Annotated in this window: 1 protein-coding gene; it reads left to right on the top strand. The window is 64.2% G+C overall.

The window, feature by feature from the left end:
- Nucleotides 1-235 precede the first annotated feature (235 nt).
- Nucleotides 236-26,770: a non-ribosomal peptide synthase/polyketide synthase gene (locus tag C7T36_RS22895; RefSeq protein ID WP_045068092.1), complete on the top strand. Its 26,535-nt coding sequence runs from the start codon at nt 236-238 to the stop codon at nt 26,768-26,770.
- Nucleotides 26,771-26,873: the final 103 nt, after the last annotated feature.

Raw genomic sequence — 26,873 nt, 5'->3', positions numbered from 1 at the left:
GTGAATATGCAGTGGGCGCACGAGGCGACACAACTTCAATCCTTCAGTTCGGACCTTCGGGGAGGTTCGAACTCCGAGCCGACCCATTAATCGCGATCGACGCGATGTGCGGTGGCTCGAACAGGGTCGTTCATGGTTTCCACTCTCGATATCGAGGCGGTGCGATGTACTTCTTCAATCCCCGAACCACACCTTTCGATCGCCACTCCCGGCGAAGCATGCGGGGGTGGTTGTGATGGGTACCGACAATCGGGATGAGCAGTCGCGAACTCTGCCTGCCGGGGCGTTTCCGTTGTCCGCGGTGCAGCGGAGCATGTGGTTTGCGCAGCAGTTACACCCGGCGGTTCCGTATTTCATCGCGCAGTACATCGAGATACACGGCGACCTGGACATCGACTTGTTGTCGCGGTCTGCGGTGGCGGCGGCGCACGAGTTCGAATCACCGTTCCTGCGGTTGATGTACCCGGATGGCGAGCCGTGCCAGATCGTCGACCCCACAATCGGCGCGGAGATCGACTACTTCGACTTTCGAGAATGTGACGATCCGCGCGAAGCTGCTGCGGAGTGGATGGACAACGATCACGCAACACCGCTCGATTTGACGCGAGACCGTCTGGTCGAAATGACGATCCTGCAAACGGGGGATCGAGATTACCTGTGGTACACGCGAATTCACCACGTAGCGCTCGACGGATACAGCGGCATGACCATCGTCAACCGCATAGCGGCGCTCTACACCTCAGAACTCGAGGGGCGTGAGCCCGCGCCCAACAAGGCGCTCGATGTGGTGAAGCTGTCGGAATTGGACCAGGCGTATCGGGCGTCGAGTCGATTCGATGCTGATCGGCAGTACTGGGCCGAGCGCATCGCGGGCGTGGATCACGGATCGACACTCACGGGCCGGGAAGCACCACCTCGCGCGCATTCTCGGATTGTGACGGATGCGCTGTCGGAAACGTCCGTCGCAGCTCTGGACGAGTGGAGTGCACGTTCGGGTGCAACGCCGGCGGCTGTGCTGATTTCGGCGTTGGCCTGCTACCTATCGCGTCGTACCGGTTATCGGGACGTGTTGATCAACTTGCCGGTCTCGGCTCGCACCACAGCGCCGTTGCAGCGCTCGGGCGGCATGTTGGTCAACGTGGCTCCGCTGCATATCGAGGTGCTCCCGGGTGACACTGTCGATGATTTGGTGGGGCGAGTGCAGCTCGAGCTACTCGGCGCGCTTCGGCATCAGCGGTGCAGCCTCGAAGACATTCGCCGGGATGCCGGACTGTCGATGGAGGATCAGCGACTGTCCGGGCCGATGATGAACGTGATGCTCTTCCGTCAGGAAATCACCTTGGGCCCGATGGTCGGCGAGTACCACATCGTGACGTCGGGTCCGGTGGAAGACCTGCTGGTCAACATCTATCAGAGCGGTAGTCCCGTCAAGACGCTGATCGAGTTCCGCGCCAATCCGGATCGTTACGAGCGCACCGAACTCGAAGAGCACCACGCAGATTTTGCGGAGTTGATTCGTGAGTTGATCGCGGTTGGTCCCGGCACACCGCTGGATCACGTACATCGCAGGACGGCTGAGATCGGTAGGGAGCGCGCGCGGGCTCGTGAGCTCGAGCAGTTCTGGGCCAGGGAGATGACGGACGCCCCCGAAGGCGCGTCGGTGGTGCTTGATCGTCCACGCACCTCGGATCACCGCGAGGAGATCGGAACTCTGCGCACCCCGATCGCACCCGAGTTGCACCAGCGCATGCGGGCAGCGGGCACAGACGTGTTCAGTCTGGTTCACGGCGCCCTGGCCATCGTGCTGTCTCGGCTGACAAACACCGACGACATCGTGATCGGTGCTCGATTTGCGCCGGGCGCACCCGTAGTGCCGCTCCGCAGCGCAGTCGATCAAGCGCATTCGTGCGCCGATGTATTGAATGATGTTGCAGACCATGATGTTACGGTCCGCGACTACAGCCAGGGCGTAGTGGACACCGCCGGACTGCATGTCGTCCTGACCGACGGTCCTACCAACCGCACAATCGAGGGCGCAGACCTTTCCATCGGTGTGGTCGACGACGCGGGAACGTTGACGTTGGACGCCGCCTACGACCAGGATGTCCTCGACGAGCGCTCCGCGCAGCAGGTGCTCACGCGAGTGCTGCGGGCATTGGGCCGGGCGCTGGAATCTCCCGGCATGGCAGTGGGTGATCTGCCGATACTCGACGAGGCCGAAGGGGAATCGCTCCGCGCAGTTCCCGGTCCCGCAGCGGCGTCCCCTCGCACTCTCGCGCACATTCTGTGCACCGCTGCACAAGTGAATCCGGACGCCGACGCGGTAGTCGTGGGCGATCAGGCACTGACGTACCGAGACCTCGATGCCCAGTCGAATGCGCTGGCGCGAGAGTTGATTGCGCGCGGAGTCGGCCCGGGGACGTATGTTGCGCTCGCACTGGCACGTTCACGAGAATCGGTGATCGCTACCTGGGCTGTGGCGAAGGCCGGTGGCGCATTCCTTCCCGTCGACCCGCACTATCCGTCCGACCGGATCACGCACATGCTGACCGACTCCGGGGCGACACTCGGGATCTGCACCAGTGATGTCCGGGGCGGATTGGGGGACACTGTCGACTGGCTGGTGCTCGGCGACCTGGAGCACCGTTCGAGCGCAGCTATCACCGACGCCGATCTGCTGAGGCCGCTGCGACTCGACGATCCGGCCTATCTGATCTACACCTCGGGTTCGACCGGCGTGCCCAAGGGCGTTGTGGTCACGCATCGCGGTGTGAGCAGTTTTGCCGAGGAACTACGAATCCGTTTCGGTACCAGCCCCGACGCACGGACCCTGCACTTTTCTTCCCCCAGTTTCGACGCGTCCGTTCTCGAACTCCTGCTTGCGTTCGGAGCCGCGGCGACGATGGTGATCGCACCGCCCACGGTCTACGGCGGTGAAGAACTGGCGGAGGTCCTGCGCGCGGGCAAAGTGACGCACGCATTCATCACCCCGGCTGCCCTCGCGACTGTTGATCCGGACCACTTGCCCCTGCTGCGTGTGATCGCCACGGGCGGTGACGCGTGCTCGTCGTCGCTTGTCGAGCAATGGTCCGGGCACCGGTTGATGTTCAACGCGTACGGACCGACCGAGACGACTGTTGTCGCCACCATGGCCGGTCCGCTGCGCAGCGACGTTCCGGTCACGATCGGTCGACCCGTGCGGGGAGCGTCGGCGATGGTGCTCGACGCACGGTTGCACCCCGTGCCGATCGGGGTGGCCGGCGAGTTGTACGTCAGTGGTGTCGGCCTGGCCCGCGGCTACCACGGACAGGGCGCCACGACGGCTCAACGTTTTGTCGCTGCCCCGAACGGGGAAGCCGGCGAGCGGATGTACCGGACGGGTGATCTGGTTCGTTGGACTGCCGACGGTGAGTTGGAATACCTCGGCCGCAGTGACTTCCAGATCAAAGTCCGCGGATTCCGGATCGAACTCGGCGAGATCGACGAAGTGCTGCGTCAGCATTCGAGCCTCGACGACGTGGTGACTGTCGGGGTGAGCGGCAGCAGCGGACAGACAATGCTGGCGTCGTACGTCACGGCAGCGCCGGGGATGCGTATCGAAGTGCCGGAGGTGACGGCGCATGCTGCGGCATCGCTGGCACCGCACATGGTGCCCTCACGCATCGTGGTGCTGGACGCGATTCCCCTGACACCCGCCGGGAAGATCGACCGCAACGCCTTGCCGGCAATCGACGAGGCGTCGGGGATCGGCGAGTACCGCGCACCGGAAAGCTCTACCGAAAAGCGCGTCTCGGCTGTGTACTGCGATCTCCTCGGCATCGCCCGCGCCGGCACGAATGACAGCTTCTTCGACCTCGGCGGCGACTCGCTGATTGCCACGCGGGTGGTGGCGCGGGTGAACGGTGCGCTCGGCACGTCCCTGAGCGTGCTCGATCTGTTCGAGGCGCCGACCGTGTCCGGGTTGGCTGCGCGCGCGGATTCCTCGGATTCACGTGAGACTCTCCTCCCGCCGTTGACGAGGATCGAGCGTCCCGAACCGATTCCGGCGTCACTGGCGCAGCAGCGCATGTGGCTGATCAACCAACTCGACCCGGCGTCGCCGGCGTACAACATTCCGATCGCCGTCCACTTGACGGGTCCTCTGAATGTGGCGGCATTGTCGACAGCCCTGCGGGATGTCCTGATCCGCCACGAGTCCCTACGCACGGTGTTCCCGGCCACTGCGTGGGGTCCGGTGCAGAAGGTGCTCGACGTCGCCGATGTGAATCCGGAACTGACCGTCGAGACGACTTCCGCCGGCGCGATGCGTGCCCGAGCCGAAGAGCTGGCGCGGCTGGGGTTCGACGTCACGTCGGCGCCCCCGGTGCGTGCAGTGTTGCTCGAAGCCTCCGAACACGACCACGTGCTGGTTCTGGTGGTGCACCACATCGCCGCCGACGGTCTGTCGATGACACCGTTGGCCCGCGACGTCATGGTGGCGTACTCGGCCCGGGAGTCCGGACGGGTTCCGGCGTGGTTGCCGCTCGAGGTGCAGTACGGCGATTTCAGCGAGTGGCAACGCCGTGTGGTCGGTGATGCGGCAACACCCGATTCGATACTCGGCTCGCAGTTGAATTTCTGGCGCGGGGAACTCGCTGCCCGCGACGACCTTCCGGAACTTCCGATGGATCATCCGCGCCCGGCGCGTGGATTCCTGCGCGCCCACGACGTGAACTTCACGGTCGATGCACCGACCTATCGCCGTGTTGCGGCTATCGCTGCCGAGCACGATGCCAGCGTGTTCATGGTGGTGCATGCAGCGTTGGCGGTCCTCCTCGCTCGGGAGTGCGGCGGGAACGACATCGTCATCGGCACACCCGTAGCGGGGCGAAGTGAGCGTGCGCTCGACGACGTCGTCGGCATGTTCGTCAACACGTTGGCCCTGCGCACCGTCATCGACGCGGCCGCGAGTTTCGAAACCGTCGTATCCCGCACGCGCGCCACCGATGTGGCAGCACTGCGGCACAGCGACGTTCCCTACGACGTGCTGGTGGACGCTCTGAGCGGTGACTCGCCGCTGTTCCAGGTCATGCTTGTCATGGAGGGTGCAACGCCCACCGAGGTTGCTCTGCCGTCCCTGACCGTCTCGGTGGACGAATTAGACACCGGCGCAGCAAAATTCGATCTCCAGGTCATGGTCACCGAGCGCGGTGATCACCTGGAGGGGAGATTGAACTACGCAAGTGATCTGTTCGACTCCGACACCATGTCCGGATTGGCAGATCGGTTTGTCTCTCTTCTCGACACAGCGACTCAGAAGCCGGATTCCGTCGTCGGAGACATCGACCTGTGCGCAGTAGGCGAGCGCACGTTGGTCCTCGAGCGGTGGAACGCGACGTCGCGACCGCTCGAGGCACTGCCCCTGGACGATCTGACACGCGCCCAGGCCGAGCGAACTCCCGAAGCCGTCGCTCTGCGCTTCGGCGACGCCGCTCTGACCTACGAACAGTTCGACAATCAGGTGAACGCACTGGCTCGGACGTTGATCGCCCGCGGCGTCGGGCCTGATCAGCGCGTGGCGGTGGCGCTGCCGCGCTCGCTGGAACTGTTGGTGGCGATCCATGCGGTGATCCGCAGCGGCGGCGCATACGTCCCGGTGGATCCGGACCATCCGGAGGAGCGAATCCGGTACGTGTTGTCCGTGGCATCACCGGTGTGTGTCCTCGGCAGCAGTGGACATCACGGGCACCTCCCGACGGATATAGACGTCCTCGACGTCGACCTCGAGGCGTCGCCGACCCCTCCGGTCACCGACGCCGACCGGATTGCTCCGCTCCACCCGGACAACATCGCTTACGTCCTCTTCACGTCCGGATCTACCGGTCGTCCGAAAGGTGTTGCGGTATCGCATCGTTCGATAGTCAACCGGCTGAAGTGGATGCAAGGCGCCTACCCACTGGAACCGTCGGATGTCGTGGTGCAGAAAACGCCGATCACCTTCGACGTCTCGGTCTGGGAACTGTTCTGGCCCCTGCAGACCGGTGCGGAGTTGGTGATCGCGGCGCCGGACGGTCACCGCGACCCGACCTATCTCTCGACGTTGATCGCCGAATCTCGGGTCACCGTGGCCCACTTCGTTCCGTCCATGCTCGCCGAGTTTGTTGCCGTCGCATCGCGCGGCGACTGCGCAACTCTGCGCCACGTGTTCAGTAGCGGCGAAGCACTGCCTCCGGCCACGGCGATGGCCCTGACCCGCGTGAGTGACGGCGCCCTGCACAATCTGTACGGCCCCACAGAGGCAGCTGTGGACGTCACCGCGTCCGAATACCTGCCGGGCCCGGGAGCGTCGGTTCCGATCGGCGCACCGGTCTGGAATACCCAGGTCTACGTGCTCGACTCGCGCCTGCATCCGGTTCCGGTCGGCGTTCACGGCGAGTTGTACCTCGCCGGCGTCCAGTTGGCGCGCGGCTATTTCGGCAGAAGTGAGCTCACCGCCGACCGTTTTGTGGCCGATCCGTACAGCCGAACCGGGGCCGCCCGCATGTATCGCACGGGCGACATCGTGCGGTGGCGGGTGGACGGTCAACTCGACTACATCGGCCGAAAAGATTTCCAGGTCAAGATTCGTGGTCTGCGGATCGAGTTGCCCGAGGTCGAATCGGCGATACTGCGCACCCCGGGGGTAGCGCAGGCAGCGGCCCGTGTTCATCACGACGACGTGCTCGGCGATTCTCTTGTCGGATACGCGATCGGCGACAAGGGGGCTGCTCTCGACCCGGATCGGATCCGGCAGGTGCTTCGGGACGAACTTCCGGCGTACATGGTGCCGTCGTCGATCATCACGATGGACGCTTTTCCGCTCGGTTCCACCGGAAAACTCGATCGAACGGCGTTGCCGGATCCCACCTTTACGAGCACGCGTGCATATGTCGCACCACGGACGCCGCTCGAACAGACCATCGCAGACATCCTCGCTGATCTTCTCGGTACCGACGAGATCAGCGTCGACGACAACTTCTTCGACATCGGCGGCAACAGCCTCATCGCGGCCCGCGCGATTGCCCGTATCAACGACGCGTTGGGGGTGAGCCTGTCGATTCGCAGTATCTTCGACGAGCCCACAGTCGAAGGCTTGGCAACAAACTGCGAGAGCGCGGCGCGCGCAGCGACAACGCTTCCACTGGAACCGCAGGCGCGTCCGGACCGAATCCCGTTGTCGCTGGCCCAGAAGCGGATGTGGTTCGTCAACCAGTTCGACATCAGCTCGTCGGCGTACAACGTGGCCATCGCGATCCGGATGCGCGGCGACCTCGATCACGGTGCCCTGCAGAATGCGCTCGGCGACGTACTCGATCGGCACGAATCGCTGCGCACGTCGTTCCCGATGGTGGACGGTGTTCCCGCTCAGATCGTCGTTCCGGCAGGCGATGCGTTGCCGTCGCTACCACTGCTCCGCTGCGCGCCAGCAGAGCTCCGCAGCCGGATCAACGACGTGGCCACGGCAGGATTCGACGTCACCGCCGCACCGCCGATCCGGGCGGAACTGATCCAGGTTTCGACCGACGAACATGTCCTCGTTGTGGTCGTGCATCACATCTGCGCGGACGGTTTCTCGATGGCGCCGCTGGCAATCGACGTGATGACCGCGTATTCCGCGCGCACTCGGGGATTCATGCCGAATTGGGCACCGCTGCCGATCCAGTACGCAGATGTTGCGTTGTGGCAGCAGAGCGTTCTCGGCGACGTCACCGAGAGTGGAAGCGAACTGTCCCGCCAGCTCGACTACTGGACACACCGACTCGAAGGGCTCCCCGAAGTACTGCAACTGCCGACGGATCGACCCCGTCCGCGCGTTCAGGATCTGTCCGGCGCCGTTGTACGGTTCGAGATCGACGCGGACGTGCATCGACGGTTGCTTGCCACCGCGCAGAATTCTCGCAGCAGCCTCTTCATGGCGATGCACGCGGCATATGCGTTGCTGCTGGGACGACTGTCCGGGATGGACGACATCGCGATCGGTTCACCGATTGCCGGCCGAGGTAACGCGCTGCTCGACCCGATGGTCGGCATGTTCGTGGGAACACTGGTCCTGCGCACCGGGTTCGACCCCGCTCGTTCCTTTGCCGACGCTCTCGAGCAGGTCCGCAGTGTCGACCTGGACGCCTTCGACAACGCGGACATCCCGTTCGAGCGCGTCGTGGATGCCCTGGCGCCGCAGCGGTCGACGTCGCACTCTCCACTGTTCCAGGCGATGCTCGAGTTCAAGAACACCGAGCGGCCGACATTGACTCTCGACGGCCTGGACGTGGACATTCTCGACCTCGAAACAGTGGTGTCCAACTTCGATCTCCAGTTGACGCTCGCCGAGAAGTTCGACGAGCACGGCGAACCGGCGGGGATCGAGGGCGGATTCACCTACGCGAGCGCATTGTTCGACAGCGCCACCATCGAGCGCTTTTCCGAGTACCTGCTCCGAATCACCGACGCGGTCACCCGGGATCCACATGCGCCCGTTGGCGACATCGACTTGCTCGGCAGCGCCGAGGTGCGCGCCGCCGACACGCGAGCACTTCCCGAACCTGCGCTTCTGCCGGACTTGATCTCGGCGAACTACCGTAGCGATTCGATCGCGCTGGCCTTCGATGGAATCGAGATCGCCTACGAGGCTGCCGATCGGCACGCCAATCAACTTGCGCGAGTGCTGATCTCGCACGGAGCAGGCCCGGAGACCGTCGTGGCGCTTGCCTTGCCGCGATCGGCGACGTCCGTGCTCGCGATCTGGGCGGTCGCTCGAACCGGTGCAGCGTTTGTTCCCGTCGACCCGTCGTATCCGGCAGACCGGATCAAGCACATGATCACCGATTCCGGCGCGTGTGTAGTCGTGACCACCACGGCCGACACACACACCATTCCGGCGGACGTGAGCACGGTTGTTCTCGACACGATGGAGGTCCGCGCAGAATGCGCTGCCGCATCGGACGCGCCGATCCGCGATTCCGAACTCCGCGGGCCCCGATCCCTCGACCACGTTGCCTATGTCATCTACACGTCCGGCTCGACCGGACTGCCCAAGGGCGTCATGGTCACCCACCGTGGCCTGGCAGCACTCGCGGAGCAGGAACGCACCACGTTCGGGGTCGATGCACACTCGCGGACTCTGCATTTCAGCTCACCGAGCTTCGACGCTTCGGTCCTCGAACTGCTGCTCGCGGTGTCCGCGGGCGCAACAATGGTGATCGCACCGCCCTCGATCCTGGGCGGCGACGAACTCACGGCTCTGCTGCGCGACGAGCACGTCACTCACGCGTTCATCACACCCGCCGCTCTGGCAACCGTCGACGGAAGTGTCCTGGGCGAACTCGAGGCTGTCGGGACCGGCGGCGACGTCTGCCCGCCCGAACTGGTAGCTGCCTGGGCACGCCAGGGGCGGATCATGATCAACGCCTACGGGCCGACCGAATCGACCGTCGTCGCGAGTATCACCGAACCGCTGACGCCGTCGCGGCGCGTCAGTATCGGACGGCCGTCGCTCGGGATCACCGCATCCGTCCTCGACGCGCGACTACACCCCGTGCCGATCGGTGTGGCCGGCGAGCTGTACGTCAACGGCGACGGTGTGGCCCGCGGGTACCGGAACCGAACCGCCGTCACAGCCGAACGCTTTGTCGCCGATCCCGCCGGAGCCCCAGGCAGCCGGATGTACCGGACCGGTGACCTGGTCCGCTGGAACGGTGAAGGGGAACTCGAGTACCTCGGTCGCAGCGACTTCCAGGTCAAGATCCGCGGCTTCCGCATCGAACTCGGCGAGATCGAAACGGCACTCACAGGGTGCCCTGGTGTGGCTCAAGCTGTCGCGACCACGGTCGAGCGTGACGGCGGACCGGCACGGATCGTCGGATATGTCGTTGCCTCGGATACCGACGTCTCGCTTCTGAGTCCGGATGACGTCATCGCGGTGGTCAGCACCCAACTGGCCCCGCACATGGTGCCGTCGACGGTTGTCGTCCTGGACGAATTGCCGCGCACGTCCAACGGAAAGCTTGATCGCCGCGCACTCCCGGTCCCGGACTTCGCTGCCGCCCGAACGCATTCGCGAGCAGCGGAAACCGAACTCGAGACGGCTCTCGCCGCATTGTTCGCCGACGTTCTCGGGCTGGATTCGGTAGGCGTGGACGATTCGTTCTTCTCACTCGGCGGCGATTCGATCATGTCGATCCAACTGGTGGCTCGCGCTCGCACGAGCGGCATCGTGTTCTCGCCGCGTGAGGTGTTCGAAGCCAAGACCGTCGCCGCACTTGCGGCAGTGATCGAGCTCGCCGAAGACGCCGCACCGCTCGTGCTGGAGGAACTGCCGGGAGGGGGAGTGGGTTCGATGCCGCTCCTGCCGGTTGCGCACTGGTGGCTCGATCGATTTGCCGTGAACACGGCAGGACTGGACTCGTTCTCGCAGTCCACTCTGCTCAACGCCCCCACTGCTCTGCATGGCATCGAACAGCTCACTGCCGCAGTACAAGTCGTTCTCGACCGCTACGGAACGCTGCGCGCTCGACTCGAACTGCAACCGCACCGGGCGCTGGTCGTCGGCGAGATCGGGAGCATCGACGCGGCCCACGTGTGCCGACGCGTTCAGGTGGACGCCGAACCGGGAACGTCGGAGTTCGACGAGGCGATCGTCACCGCCCTCGACGACGCCCGCGACGCGTTGGATCCACGAAACGCGTCGATGATCAAGGTCACCTGGTTGTCCGGCCCCACCGGCGCCGGACGCTTGCTCCTGGTCATTCACCATCTTGCAGTGGACGGTGTCTCCTGGCGGGTACTGGTACCCGAACTCGCGGCAGCCTTCCATCAACTCGACGCCGGACTCACCCCCGCCTCGACGTCGACCCCCGGTGAGACGTCCCTGCGGCGGTGGGCAACCGCCCTCGCGGAGATCGCCCCGACCCGTCGCAGCGAGATAGACCTGTGGCGTTCCATGCTGGCCGGAGCGGACCCGCAAATCGGTTCGCGGCCGCTGGACCCGCACCTCGATACCGGCCGGGCGTTGGCGCGCGTAGCCGTCGAGGTTCCGGTGGACGTGTCCGAGACCGTGCTGACCGCCTTGCCCGCGCTGTATTCGGGCTCGGTCAACGACGGACTGCTCGCTGCGCTGGCGCTGGCGGTGACGCAGTGGCGATCGTCTCGCGGAGTTCGGGCCGACGACGTGCTGGTCTCGTTGGAGGGACACGGTCGCGAGGCGCACGTCGTCCCCGGTGCCGATGTTCTGCACACGCTCGGCTGGTTCACCACCGTGTTCCCGGTGCGGGTGGATCTATCGGCAGTCGATACCGCCGCACTGCTGTCCGGGCAGGAAAATGCCGGACCGCTTCTCAAATCGGTCAAGGAACTGCTTCACACAATTCCCGACAGCGGCATCGGATACGGACTGCTCCGCTATCTCGACGATGTCGGGCAGCAACAACTGTCGGGACCGGACTCGCCTCAGATTTCCTTCAACTACCTGGGCCGATTCGGCGGCTCCGAATCTTCTCACGACGGCGACTGGGCGTTGGCATCGGACGTCGATCTGGAAGCATCCGCGCGGGGATCCGACATGCCGCTCGCGGCCGTCCTGGACGTCAATGCCGTCGCCACCGACATCGACGGGCGACCACAGTTGTCGGCTACGTGGGCGTACCCGTCCGGCGTTCTGTCAGACGGCGATGTCCGGGAGATCGCGGACTTGTGGGTATCGGCGCTCACCGCACTGGCCGCCCACGCCGAGAATTCCGAACGCGGCGGGTTCACCCCGTCGGATCTCCCGCTGGTGGAACTCGATCAGAGCGCTATCGACCGCTTCGAGGAGCAGATCCCCGATCTGGCCGACATCTGGTCACTCTCACCCCTGCAAGCCGGGTTGCTCTTCCACGCGCGGTACGCCGAACACACCGTCGACGCGTACACCGTGCAGTTGACCCTCGACCTCGAGAGCGTCGAACCCGCGCGTCTCCATCGCTCCGCGCAGGCACTGCTCGATCGACACGACAACCTCCGCACCTCGTTTGTCACCGACGAGGCCGGCAACTCCGTGCAGATCGTCCACGCGAATGCGGTTGTGCCGTGGACCGAGATCGACATCTCCCCGCTGCCGCTCAGCGAGCAGGACACAGAATTCCGCGAACTGCTCCGAGCAGATCGCGTCCGCGGGTTCGACATGGCCACCGCGCCGTTGCTGCGTTTCCTGCTCCTACGTACGGGGGAGACAACCTACCGACTCATTCTGACCAACCATCACATCCTCCTCGACGGTTGGTCCATGCCGTTGCTGCTGCGGGATCTGCTGACGCTGTACGCGACGGACTCCGACCAAAGTGCCCTCTCACGCGTCCATCCGTACCGTGACTATCTCGAATGGCTCTCACATCGCGACACCGAGTCGGCTTTGACAGCCTGGTCGCACGCCCTGGCCGGGATGGACGAACCGACCTTGGTCACGCATGCCCACACGGCCGAAGAACTGACCACTACATCGCGTGACACCTTCCTCGAACTCGATGTCGCGCGAACCGAAGCCCTGCGCGGGTTCCTTCGATCCCGCGGACTGACCATGGCATCACTGATCCAGGTGGGCTGGGGACTCGTGTTGAGCGAGTTGCTCGGCCGCGACGACGTGATCTTCGGCGGCACGGTGTCCGGGCGTCCACACGAGGTGCACGGTATCGAATCGATGATGGGGTTGTTCATCAACACCGTTCCCATCCGGGTGCGACTCGACGCACGAGAGTCTTTGGCCGAGTTGTGCATTCGCGTGCAGAGTGAGCAAACTGCGCTGCTCGACCACCATCATGTCGGTCTACCGGACATCTCGGCCGCAGTGGGCAGCGCAGCCACGTTCGACACATTGACCGTCTTCGAGTCGTACCCGGTCGATCGCACCGGGTTGTCCGCCGGAATAGACATCGCCGGAATGCACGTACTGGACGTGCATGACGCGCAGGACGCCGCGCACTACCCGTTGGCCGTCATCGCGTCCACCGACGGCGGCATGTTCAAGCTCAAGTTCGAGTACTTCCCGGGTGCACTCGCCGATCGGGACGTCGACGCGGTAGCCGACCGGTTGATGCGGACCCTCGAACTCATTGCCGCGCATCCCGACTTGCCGCTGGCTCACCTGTCCCTGATGCCCGAGCAGGAAATGCGCGAACTGGTTCCGGCGTACGGGACGCCGGGCGGGTCGAATCGCACTCTTGCCGAACTGTTCACCGACGCCGCGGCCCGTTTTCCGGATCGGATCGCACTGACCGCCGGCACGCGCCAGGTCACCTACCGCGAACTGGACAACGCATCCGATCGCCTTGCCCGGATGCTCATCGCCGATGGTGTCGCGGCTGAGGATCGGATCGCGATCGGCGTCAGCAGGTCCGTCGAATCCGTCGTCGCGATGTGGGCGATCACGAAGGCCGGCGCCGCCTTTGTTCCGGTAGATCCGCGCTATCCACGTGAGCGAATCGAGTTCATGCTCGCCGACTCCGCTGCACACATCGGCATCACCACCACCGAGCACTCCGGTGACCTACCCGCCGCTATCGGATGGATCGAACTGGATTCACCCGAAACGCAAGCGCGTCTGGCCACCTTGGCATCGGGCCCCAGCGTTACCCCCACGCGCTTGGGCAACGCGGCGTACGTCATCTACACCTCGGGATCGACCGGACAACCCAAAGGCGTACTTGTCACGCACTCCGGCCTCGAGAACTTCGCCGACGAGGAACGTGAGCGTTTCGGGATAGACGAGCAGTCCCGCACCTTGGCATTGTCCTCGCCCAGTTTCGACGCTTCCGTTCTCGAATACCTCCTCGCGTTCCCCAACGGTGCCACCATGGTGATCGCGCCGACCACCGTGTACGGCGGCGAGGAACTCGCCGCAGTCCTGCGCGATGAGGCGGTCACCCACGGATTCATCACCCCGGCCATGCTCACCTCAGTGGATCCCAGCGGCATCGACGCGTTGACGTGCGTGATCGTCGGCGGTGAAGCGTGCCCACCGGAACTGCTGCACACCTGGGCACCTGGGCGCTCCTTCCACAACCTGTACGGGCCCACCGAAACCACCATCGGCGCCAACATCAGCGACCCGATACCCGCCGACGGCACCGTCGTCCTGGGTGGACCGATCCGAGGCGTGCGCGAACTGGTCCTCGACCGACGCCTCCAGCCGGTGTCCGTTGGAGTGCCCGGTGAGTTGTACATCGCCGGCGCCGGACTGGCGCGCGGCTATCACCAGCGTGCCGGGCTGACCGGCGAGCGCTTTGTCGCCGACCCCTACGGGGAACCAGGGGAGCGGATGTACCGCACCGGCGACGTCGTACGCTGGCGCGCCGACCGTACCGTCGAATACCTCGGCCGCAGTGACTTCCAGGTCAAGATCCGCGGCTTCCGCATCGAACTCGGAGAGATCGACACCGCCCTCGCCGCATTGCCTGGCGTCGAATTTGCCGTCACCCTCGCCGTTCACGGACCGGCCGATCAACAGGCACTCGCGTCGTACGTCCTGATCGACAGCGATGCTGCGGTGACCGTCGCCGACGTCCTCGCACACGCACGTGAGCACCTGCCCGCGCATATGGTCCCCGCCAGTGTTGTTATCCTGCACGACATCCCACTGACCGGCACCGGAAAAGTCGACCGGGCGGCCCTACCGGAACCGCAGTTCGACACCGCGGGCGGAGAATTCACGGCCCCGACCACCGAGTTCGAACGACTGATTGCCGCAGCATTCGACGAAGTCCTCGAATCGGGACCGATCGGTCTCGACACACACTTCTTCGACGCCGGCGGAAACTCGCTCACCGCGACTCGCGTCGTCGCACGGGTGAACGCCGCGCTGGGCTGCGACATCGGCGTCCGGACCCTGTTCGACGCCCCGACGGTACGGGCACTGGCACACGCCGCCCAGAACGCCGGCCGCGACCTCACCGCGCGAGTGCCACTCACCCCGATCGAGCGCCCCGAACCCATCCCGGTATCCGTCGCGCAGAAGCGCATGTGGTTCCTCAACCAATTCGACATCAGCTCACCGGCATACAACATCCCACTTGCCGTCACCCTGACCGGAGAACTCGACCACGACGCGCTGACCCGCGCTTTCGACGACGTCCTTGACCGCCACGAAAGCTTGCGGACGATGTTCCCCGCCACCGCCGGAACACCGACGCAACGCATCGTCCCCGTCGATGACGTTCCACTGAATCTGGAACCGGAACCCGTCGCCGAGCAGGATCTGATCAACCGCATCCTCGAATTCGGATCAGCAGGCTTCGACGTCTCACGCGCTGTCCCGATTCGCAGCACACTGCTCGAGATCGCCCCGGATCGCCACGTTCTTGTGGTCGTGGCTCACCACATCATCGCCGACGGGTTCTCCATGAGCCCCCTCGCGCTTGATGTTGCCACCGCCTACGCCGCACGTAGCACCGGCAGCGCGCCGACCTGGGCCGAACTACCCGTCCAGTACGCGGACTTCACGCTGTGGCAGCAGGCGAACCTCGGTTCGGAGGAGGACGCGGACTCGGAGATCTCCCGTCAACTCGACTACTGGACACACCAACTGGCGGATCTGCCCGACCCTATCAATCTGCCCACCTCGCATCCCCGTCCGGCAAAGCAGTCGATGCAAGGCGCCGTGGCGGCGTTCGAGATTCCGGCGAGCACCCACCGACTCCTCTCCGATGTAGCCCGCCAGCGCGGCGTCACCATGTTCATGGTCCTGCACAGCGCTTACGCGGCACTTGCTGCCCGACTATCCGGCCAGAGCGACATCGTGATCGGAACACCCATCGCCGGACGCGGTGAAGCCGAACTCGATCACCTCATCGGCATGTTCGTGAACACCCTGGTCCTGCGCACACCGCTCTCACTCGACTCCACCTTCGCCGACCTGCTCGATCAGGTGCGCGAGATCGACCTCGGTGCGTTCCAGCACGGTGACCTACCGTTCGAGCGACTGGTCGACACACTGGACCCTGAGCGCTCCACATCGCACACTCCGCTGTTCCAGATCCTCCTCGAATTCCGCAACAACGTGGTGCCGACACTCGAACTTCCCGGACTGAGTGTGTCCGGAGTGGACATCGAACTCCCTGTCGCCAAATTCGATCTGCAACTGTCGGTCACGGAACGGTACGGGGAACACGGCGCTCCCGACGGCATCGACGCCGAGTTCATCTATGCCACAGATCTTTTCGATGCCGATCTCATGGAAACCTATGCTCGCCGGTTTGTCGAACTGCTCACCGCCGCCGCACAGGAGCCGACAACCAGACTCGGCGACCTCGACATCCTCGACGACAACGAGCGCCGCACAGCGCTGACCGAATGGAACACCGCAGGATATGCGTCGCTCACCGCAGACGACACCATCGCAGATCGCTTCTACGCGAGCGTCGCGGCGCATCCCAGCGCCGCTGCGGTCGGTGACGGCACCACGTCACTCACTTATGCCGAACTCGACGGCCGCGCGAATCGACTCGCCAGGCTGCTGATCGCCCAGGGGATAGGACCGGAATCCGTCGTCGGCGTCGCACTGCCCCGCACCACCGAACTGGTGGTCGCGCTTCTTGCCGTGATCAAAGCGGGTGGCGCCTACCTGCCCATCGACGTCACCTACCCGGAAGAGCGCATCCGATTCCTCGTCGCCGACGCACAACCCGGTGCCCTGATCACGTCCGACGAGTTCCGGCGGATGTTGCCCGACGGCCTCACAGACGGTTACAGCCTCCCGGTGATCGAACTCGGGACACCGGAAACAGGCCTGCGTCTCGAGCATCTTGCGCCGTCCCGGATCACCGACGCGGACCGCCTGGCTCCACTGCGCGGCGGCTCGATCGCCTACATCATCTACACCTCCGGATCGACCGGACAGCCCAAGGGCGTGCTCGTCTCACACCGCAACGTCCTCACCCTCATGGACAACGCGTCCCCGACATTCGGCTTCGACCACACCGACGTGTGGACGATGTTCCACTCCTACGCCTTCGACTTCTCCGTCTGGGAACTGTGGGGCCCGCTCCTGCACGGTGGCCGCCTCGTTGTGGTGGACTACTACACAACCCGCTCACCGGACATGTTCGACGAATTGTTGCGCCGCGAAGGCGTCACAGTCCTCAACCAGACACCCACCGCGTTCTACCAACTCGCAGAAGCCGACCGCGGTCATCACCCAGCACCGGGCGAACCAGACCTCGCACTGCGCTACGTCATTTTCGGTGGAGAAGCACTCGACCTCGGTCAACTACGAAAGTGGTTCGACCGCAGACCCACAACACCTGCACTGATCAACATGTACGGCATCACCGAGACCACCGTCCATGTCAGTCGCATCGCCTTGACCCGCGACGACGCGCATCGCGGCTCCGCCAGCATCATCGGCCGCGGACTACCGGGAATGAACGTCTACGTCCTGGACCAGCGACTACGCCTGGTACCGCCCGGCGTCGTCGGAGAAATGTATGTATCCGGTGACCAGATCACCCGCGGGTATCTCGGCAAGCCCGCATTGACCTCTACGCGGTTCCTACCCGACCCTTTCGGTGGCTCGGGGGATCGAATGTATCGAAGTGGGGACCTTGCGAAGTGGAACGACGCGGGGCAGCTGGAGTATGTGGGACGCAGCGATTTCCAGGTGAAGGTGCGTGGTTTCCGCATCGAACTCGGTGAGATCGAAGCCGCCATGCTCCGCTGCCCCGGCGTCGCGCAATCCGTTGCCATCGTGCGCAGCGACAGTGGCAGCTCGAGAATCGTCGGATACGTTGTGCCCGAAGCTGGAGCGAGCATCGATTCCGAGGCAGTGACCGTCTCCGTGTCCGCCGAATTGGCGTCGTACATGGTGCCGACGGTGATAGTGGTCCTGGACGAGCTTCCGCTGACCGTCAACGGGAAACTTGATCGGGGACATCTCCCGGCTCCCGATTTCACCGTGCTCACTCTGGGGCCGACGTCTAATCGAAGCCCTTCCACCACAACAGAATCCATGCTCGCCGATCTGTTCGCCGACGTTCTCGGCCTACCATCGGTCGGCATCGACGATTCCTTCTTCGGCCTCGGCGGCGATTCGATCATGTCGATCCAATTGGTCTCGCGGGCCAAGGACGCCGGACTGGCCTTCACTCCGCGCGACGTGTTCGAGGCAAAAACCGTGGCCGGACTCGCGCAGGTGGTCCGCAGCGAACCCGTCGAAACCGCACCCGCACTGGAGGAACTACCCGGCGGCGCAGTCGGAACAATGCCGCTTACCCCGATCATGACATGGCTCCTCGAGCGCAGTGGTGGTGATCTCGAACTGATCCGCAGCTACAGCCAGAGCGCGCTGCTCTCTCTGCCTCGTCACACCATCGCCCGTGCACTCGATGACGCCCTGCAATCCCTGCTCGACCATCACGATGTGCTGCGAAGCCGACTCGACACCGGCACACACAGCCTGATCGTCGCCGAACCAGGAACTGTGCGCGCATCTGATGTACTGCACCGCCTGGAGATCAGTGCAGATCAAGGGCCGCAGTTCCGCCGCACCGCCGAAGAAGCAATGGCATACGCGTCGAGTCGCCTTGATCCCGAGAACGGAAAGATGATCGCAGCGGTGTGGCTCGATCCTGTCGGAGCCAGCGCCCGTGGCCGGCTACTCCTGGTGATTCACCACCTCGCCGTCGACGGTGTGTCGTGGCGTCTACTCGTCCCCGATCTTGCGACCGCGTACGCCGCTGCCGAAGCTCGCACTCCGGTCACGCTGCCCGCAGGTGGGACGTCGATGCGCCGGTGGGCAACCGGCCTCGCCGAACAGGCACCCGCGCGCCGCGCAGAACTCACGCGCTGGGAAGCCACCGCCGGCCGCGACGCACTGCTGGGAAACCGGGCACTCGACCCGGCCGTCGACCTCGGTTCGACCGTGGAAAAGATCACCGTCGACATCGACTCCGCGGTCACCGACAACATTCTCACCGCCGTTCCGCACCTGTTCGGCGGCTCGGTGAACGACGGCCTGCTCGCAGCACTGGCACTGGCCGTGACCGGGTGGCGTCACTCGCACGGCAAGCGCGGCACCGATGTCCTGATCAATCTCGAAGGCCACGGACGTGAGGAAGCCGCTGTACCGGGAGCTGACCTGTCCCGAACCGTCGGCTGGTTCACCACCATCTTCCCGGTACGACTCGACCTCGCCGGCATCTCCGTCATCGACGCTCTCTCCGGCGGCGACGCCATCGCGTCGGCAGTGAAATCGGTGAAGGAAACGCTGCTCGCCGTACCGGACAACGGCATCGGGTTCGGAATGGCCAAGTACCTCGACGACGCCCGATCACTGCATGAACTCCCGGCGCCGCAGATCTCGTTCAACTACCTCGGACGACTCGGTGGTACCGAGACCGGCAGCGAGGAAGTTCCGTGGTTGCCAGTGCCGGGAGTAACCCTCGACGAACCACACAACGGACAACTCCCGGCCGCGTCGGTGCTCGACATCAACACCGTGGCCACGGACAGCGGCAACGGTCTGGTCCTGTGCAGCACCTGGGCGTTCCCGGGAGGAATCCTCACCGCTACCGACGCGTCGGAGCTAGCTGAACTGTGGACCCGCGCCCTGACCGCGCTCAGCAACTACGTCGAGCAGACGCACACCCGGCAACTCACCCCGTCGGACGTCGACCTCGTCACTCTCGATCAGCCTGCGATCGAACACCTGACCACACGATTCCCCGATCTTACGGACGTCTGGTCCCTCTCGCCGCTGCAATCGGGGCTGCTTTTCCACGCGCAGTTCGACGACACCGGCATCGACCCGTACATGGTGCAGTTGACGCTCGAACTCGGCGGCCGCATCGATCACGGGCGGATGCAACGCGCCGCAGCGGCATTGCTCGACCGTCATCCCAGCCTGCGAGCCGGATTCATCGCAGCGCCCGGCGGGCGCGCGTTGCAGATCATTCGATCCGACGTGACGGCGGACTGGACGGATGCGGACCTGTCACATCTCCGGCCTTCCGAGATCGAAGCGGAGTGGACACGCCTCCTCGAGGCCGACCGCTCGCAGCGTTTCGATATGGAAACAGCGCCGCTGATCAGGTTCATGCTCGTCCGCATCAGTGACGACTCGGCCCGACTTGTCATCACCAACCACCACATCCTGCTCGACGGATGGTCGACGCCCCTCGTGCTGCGCGACCTGCTCACGCTGTACGCCACCGACGGTGACCCCGAGATCCTGCCCCGCGCACCGCACTACCGTGACTATCTCGCCTGGCTGACCACCCGCAACAGCAACACATCGCTCGAAGCCTGGCGAGGCGCTCTGCAGGGGATCGACACACCAACGCTGTTGGGCGCGTCCACCGACGACCCCGAGCAGACAAGTGAGGTGTGCTCGGTCAGTCTCTCGCCCGAACGCACCGATGTTCTCCGCACCTTTGTCCGCTCGCACGGACTGACCATGGCAACGGTCGTTCAGGCCGCGTGGGGAATTGTGCTGGGGGAGTTGCTCGGCCGCGACGACATCGTATTCGGTGGAACCGTCTCCGGGCGCCCACCCGAAGTGTCGGGCGTCGAGTCCATGGTGGGCCTCTTCATCAACACGGTGCCCGTACGCGTTCAACTGAACGCACGAGAATCACTGTCCGAGTTGTGCGTTCGCATCCAGGGCGAGCAAGCTGACATGCTCGATCACCACTACGTCGGACTCACCGACATATCCGCAGCGGTGGGCCCTGCCGCCTCCTTCGATACCTTGACGGTCTTCGAGTCCTACCCGGTCGATCGCGCCGGACTGTCCGCCGGTACCGATATCGCCGGCATGCATGTCCTGGGAATCGACGGACGTGACTCCGCCCACTACCCCCTGGCAGTGGTCGCCTCCGAAGATCGAGCCCTCCACATCAAGATGGAATACCAGCCCAGCCAGTTCACCGAGCGTGACACCGAGATCATCGCCGAACGCATACTCATCGCGATCGAACGTATCGCGGCGACGCCGGACGAACCACTGTCCTCGATGCACATCCTCACCGAATTCGAGAGCCGCGACCTGGTCCCCGTCTTCGGCGCCCCCGGGCGATCCACTCGAACACTCCCCGAGATATTTGCCGACGCCGCCGCAACGTTCCCCGAACACATCGCACTCTCGGCCGGCGAACGCGCACTTACTTACCTGGAACTGGACCGCAAATCCAACCAGTTGGCCCGCGAACTCATCAAGCGCGGCGCCGGCCCCGAAACCGCCGTCGCGATCGGTATTGCCCGCTCGATCGAATCGGTACTCGCGGTATGGGCCGTCACCAAAACCGGAGCAGTTTTTGTTCCCGTCGACCCCAACTACCCAGCCGACCGCATCGAACACATGCTCACCGATTCGAAAGTCCTGCTCGGCCTCACTGTCAGCGAGTCCGTCGACTCACTCCCACCCGCGGCGCCGTGGCTCGTCCTCGACGAAGAACCCTTCATCCGGGACGTCTCCCTCGCCTGCACACTCCCGATCAGCCAGGACGAACGACTGGGTGCAATCGACCTGAACAACGCCGCCTACATCGTCTACACCTCGGGTTCCACCGGGAAACCGAAAGGCGTCGTCGTCACCCATTCCGGCCTGGACAGCTTCGCGCTCGACCAACAACGACGCTTCCATGCCGACCACACTTCGCGCACATTGCATTTCGCGACGCCCAGCTTCGACGGCGCGATCTTCGAATACCTCCAGGCATTCGGCGTGGGAGCCACGATGGTGCTGGTGCCCACCGATATCTACGGCGGCAGCGAACTTGCCGAGCTCATCAAAACCGAACACGTCACACACGCCTTCATCACCACGGCCGCCCTTTCCACCGTCAACGCCGAAGGACTCGACGAATTCCGGCACGTTGTTGTCGGGGGAGAGGTCTGCCCACCGCACCTCGTCACGCAATGGGCCCCTGGACGTGAGCTCGCCAACGCGTACGGACCTACCGAAACCACCGTCATGGCCGACATCAGCGAACCCATGACCGTCGGCGCACCCATCACCATCGGCGGCCCCATCCGAGGCGTCAGCGAAATCGTCCTCGACAGCCGTCTCCAACCCGTACCTGTCGGCGCGCACGGCGAGCTGTACATCGCCGGCGTCGGTCTCGCCCGCGGCTACCACCAGCGCACCGGGTTGACCAGCGAACGGTTTGTGGCCAACCCCTACGGCAAGCCAGGGGAGCGGATGTACCGCACCGGCGACATCGTGCGCTGGCGCGCCGACCACACCATCGAATACGTCGGTCGCAGCGACTTCCAGATCAAAGTCCGCGGCTTCCGCATCGAACTCGGCGAAATCGACACCCAGATAACGTCCATCGACGGTGTCACCAACTCCGTCACCCTCGGCGTCGAAGGACCAGGGGGAGCGACCGTCCTCGCGTCGTACCTCACCGTTTCCGAAGGATCCGACCTCAGCCCCGCCGCCGTCGTCGCGCACCTGTCCGGACGTCTGCCCACCCACATGGTGCCGACCAGCATCACCATCGTCGACGAACTACCACGCAACGCCGTGGGAAAGATCGACCGCAGCGCACTACCCGCTCCGGACTTCACCGCGCCGGCCACGGAATTCCTGGCAGCCCGGACACCACTCGAACGGCAGATCGCAGCAGTGTTCGCCGACATCCTCGACCTGGACAAAGTTGGCGTCAACGACAACTTCTTCGACCTCGGCGGCAACTCGCTGATCGCCACCCGCGTGGTATCCAGGCTGAATACCGCCCTCGAACTCGACCTCGGCGTGCGGACGATCTTCGAATCACCCACCACCTCGCAGCTGGCAGTACTGATCTCCTCGCAGCGGGAAGAGGGACCGTCGACCAGCATCCACGTCCCACTCGTTCCGTTCGAACGGACCGGCAACATTCCGCTCTCGCTTGCCCAGAAGCGGATGTGGTTCCTCAATCAATTCGACACCAGCTCAGCCGCGTACAACATTCCGTTTGCCGTGCGATTGACCGGTGACCTCGATACAAATGCCATGAAAGCCGCGATCGTCGACGTCGTCGGACGCCACGAAAGCCTACGAACCGTCTTCCCGACCGCGAACGGCGAACCGTTCCAGAAGGTGCTCGACGTCGCCGACGCCCTACCCGCCGTCGCTACGGCAACGGTCGGACCCGACGATCTCTTCAGTCGCATCAGCGAGCTCGCTCAGGAAGGGTTCGACGTAGCCAACGAACTTCCGCTGCGCGTCACGCTGTTCACGGTCGACACCACAACCGACGAGGCCGAACACGTCCTGTTCGTCGTGGTCCACCACATCTGCGCGGACGGGGCATCCATGGCTCCACTCGCACGCGACGTCATGACCGCCTACCTGTCCCGAACAGCCGGCATCGCACCGGCCTGGGAGCCGCTACCGGTCCAGTACGTCGACTTCACACTGTGGCAGCAACACGTCCTCGGCTCCGAATCCGATCCCGAATCGATCATCAGCAGCCAAATCGCGTACTGGGACGCACAACTCGCCGGGCTCGACGACGTCATCGCGCTACCAGCCGACCACCCCCGGCCGCTCCAACAGACTTTCCACGGTGACCGCTTCGACTTCCAGATCAACGCGGACACCCACCGTGCACTCACCGCGCTGACTCGTGAACAAGGCGTCACGATGTTCATGGCACTACACGGCGCGCTTGCCGTGCTCCTGGCAAAACTCTCCGGAGCTGACGAAGTCAGCATCGGCACACCCATCGCCGGACGAGGAAAAGACGAGCTCGAGAACCTCGTCGGAATGTTCGTCAACACACTGGTCCTGCGCACCCCCGTGAATCAAGATCAGACGTTCACCGAACTCCTCGACGGCATCCGCGACACCGATCTCGCCGCCTACCATCACTCGGATCTGCCATTCGAACGACTCGTCGACGTTGTCAATCCCACCCGGTCCACGTCGTACTCACCACTGTTCCAAGTCGCACTCGAACTGCAGAACAACGAGACGGTGGCGCTCGAACTACCCGGACTCACCGTCGAAGCACTCGGAACAGAATCCAAGACCGCAAAGGAAGACCTCGAACTGGTCGTCAACGAATCCTTCGACGCAGCCGGACAACCTGATGGAATGTCCGCGGCCTTCATCTTCGCCGTAGACCTCTTCGAACCCGACACCATTCACGCGTTGGCGCAGAGGCTCCAACTGATCCTCGACACCGTGGTCGGCAGCACCGACATCCACGTCGCCGACATCAACATCCTCGGCGCCGACGAGACCGAATCACTTGTCCCCGCATTGGGCGCCGACGCGACCCGACCGCGCACCTGGCCCGAAATCCTCGAGACCGCTGCCGCACTGAACCCCGACGCGCCGGCAGTCTCCAGCCAGGAACGCACCATGACCTACCGAGAACTCGACACCGAAGCCAATCGACTGGCACGAGTGCTCCGCGCCCGGGGAATCGGTCCGGAAGATTACGTTGCACTCGCGCTGCCACGATCGGCCTCGGAAGTCGTCGCGATCTGGGCCGTCGCCAAGACCGGCGCCGCCTACCTGCCCGTCGACCCGAACTACCCGCACGAACGCATTACCCACATGCTCGACGATTCTCAGGCGGTCCTCGGATTGACCGTCGCAGCACAGCACGCGAAGCTGCCCCCGAACATCGACTGGATAGTCGTCGACTCCGAACAGACCGCCCGCGAACTCACATCTCGGAGTCCCGCCCGATTCACCGATGCCGAACGCACCATGCCTCTACGCCTCGGGCACCCCGCGTATCTCATCTACACCTCCGGATCGACCGGAAAACCGAAGGGCGTCATCGTCACACACCTCGGCCTGTCCAACCTCAACGCCGAAGAGCACCAACGCTTCAACGTGCAGACCAACTCGCGCATCGCGCACCTCGCATCCCCGAGCTTCGACGCGTCGGTCTTCGAACTGATGATGGCGTTCGGCAGCGCCGCGTGCCTCGTCATCATCCCGCCGGCCGTATTCGGCGGATCCGAACTTGCCGAGATCTTCTCGGGCGAACACGTCTCGCATGCTTTCATCACGCCTACCGCGCTGAGCTCGATCGAAAGCTCGGCACTACCGGAGCTGCAGGTACTCGCAGTCGGCGGCGAAGCGTGCCCCACCGAACTCGTCGACACCTGGGGACGCGACCGGCGGATGTTCAACGGTTACGGACCCACCGAATCCACCATCCAAGCCGCCGTCAGCACGCCCATGCGGCCGGGGAAGAACATCAACATCGGTCGCCCCGCCATCGGTTTTGCCGGACTGGTACTCGACACTCACCTGCGGCCCGTCCCCGTCGGCGTCATCGGTGAGCTCTACGTCACCGGCCCAGGTCTCGCGCGTGGCTACCACCGCCGCCCCGGACTTACGTCCGACCGCTTTGTCGCGGACCCGTACGGCGAACCAGGCCAACGGATGTACCGCACGGGCGATCTGGTTCGCTGGAATGCCGATCACGCCCTCGAATACATGGGACGAAGCGACTTCCAAGTCAAGGTACGCGGATTCCGCATCGAACTGGGGGAGATCGACTCCGTTCTCACGTCACACCCGTCCGTGTCCTTCGCCGCAACCCTCGGCCAGGAAACACCGTCCGGCGACACCATGCTCGCGGCGTACGTTCAGCCCGTCGACGGACACACCATCGCGGAAGCCGAACTGCGGCATCATCTCTCGTCCAGACTTCCCGCACACATGGTTCCCGCGGCAATCATCGTCGTCGACAAGATCCCGATGACGCCGGTCGGCAAACTCGATCGCCGCGCACTCCCGACACCCGATTTCGAGAACCGCAACGTGCCGTACGCACCGCCCACAACCCACACCGAGGAAGTTGTGACCGAGGTCTTTGCATCCGTCCTCGGCGTCGACCGCGTCGGTATCGACGACAACTTCTTCGACCTCGGCGGCAACTCCATCGTCGCAACGAGGATCACTGCCGAACTCGACGAACGAATCGGCCGACGCGTCCGCCTGCAAGCACTTTTCCTCGACCCCACACCCGCAGGCGTTGCCCGAGCCGCAGACCAGGCGAATCAACCCGCCGACACGTCCGCCTTCCTCGCTCCGGTTGTCACTCTGCGCGCAGGCGGCACCAAACCTCCGCTGTTCTTCATCCATCCCGGCATCGGGTTGGCTTGGGGATACGCAGGATTCGCTGCGCATGTGGACCCAGATCGCCCTCTCTACGGCCTCCAACTGCCGTCCCTGAGCGGAGGACCCAGCTTCAGCACCCTCACCGAACTCGCTCAGAACTATGCAGACCGCGTCCAATCACTTGCACCCAGCGGGCCCATCCATCTGGTCGGGTGGTCACTTGGCGGCGTCATCGCCCACGCGGTGGCCCACGAACTCGAGAAGCGACACGCGGACGTCTCCACTGTTGCGATCCTCGACAGCTACCCATCCGCGGACAACGATCAACCTGTCGACCTCTCCGTCGCCGAATTGGTCGCAGGACTCGGATTGCCGCCGGGGGAGACAAACGTCGCGACGTTCGACGACGCTGTCGACCTCCTCGAGCGAACACTCGGGCCCGGCACCGGTATCGAGGCCGATCACCTCGCCCGGATCAGCGACGGCTATTCCCGCTCGGTCGCACTGGTGAATGCTCACCGTCCGCCGTATTTCGGTGGCGACATCGCATTTTTCATAGCCGGACAATCTAGTGAAAACGGTCATAGTGTCGACGAGTGGCGCGCATATGTGGGCGGTGCGATCGCAGCCGACACCGTTGACTGCGCACACAACCAGATGATCGACGCAGTGCCGTCCGCATACATAGCGGCAGCGTTGCGAGAGCATCTCATCTAGGACGATGCATGAAACTGGTAGCCGCTGGGTACTACTACGCACTAAGGTGCAAAGTGGCACCTACGGGGGAGTTTGTGCCTGCTCGACAAACAGGTAGAGGGGA

This window comes from Rhodococcus sp. AD45-ID (genome assembly GCF_003023755.1).
GTDB lineage: Bacteria > Actinomycetota > Actinomycetes > Mycobacteriales > Mycobacteriaceae > Rhodococcus_F > Rhodococcus_F globerula.
This window is presented reverse-complemented; position numbering and strand designations above follow the sequence as displayed.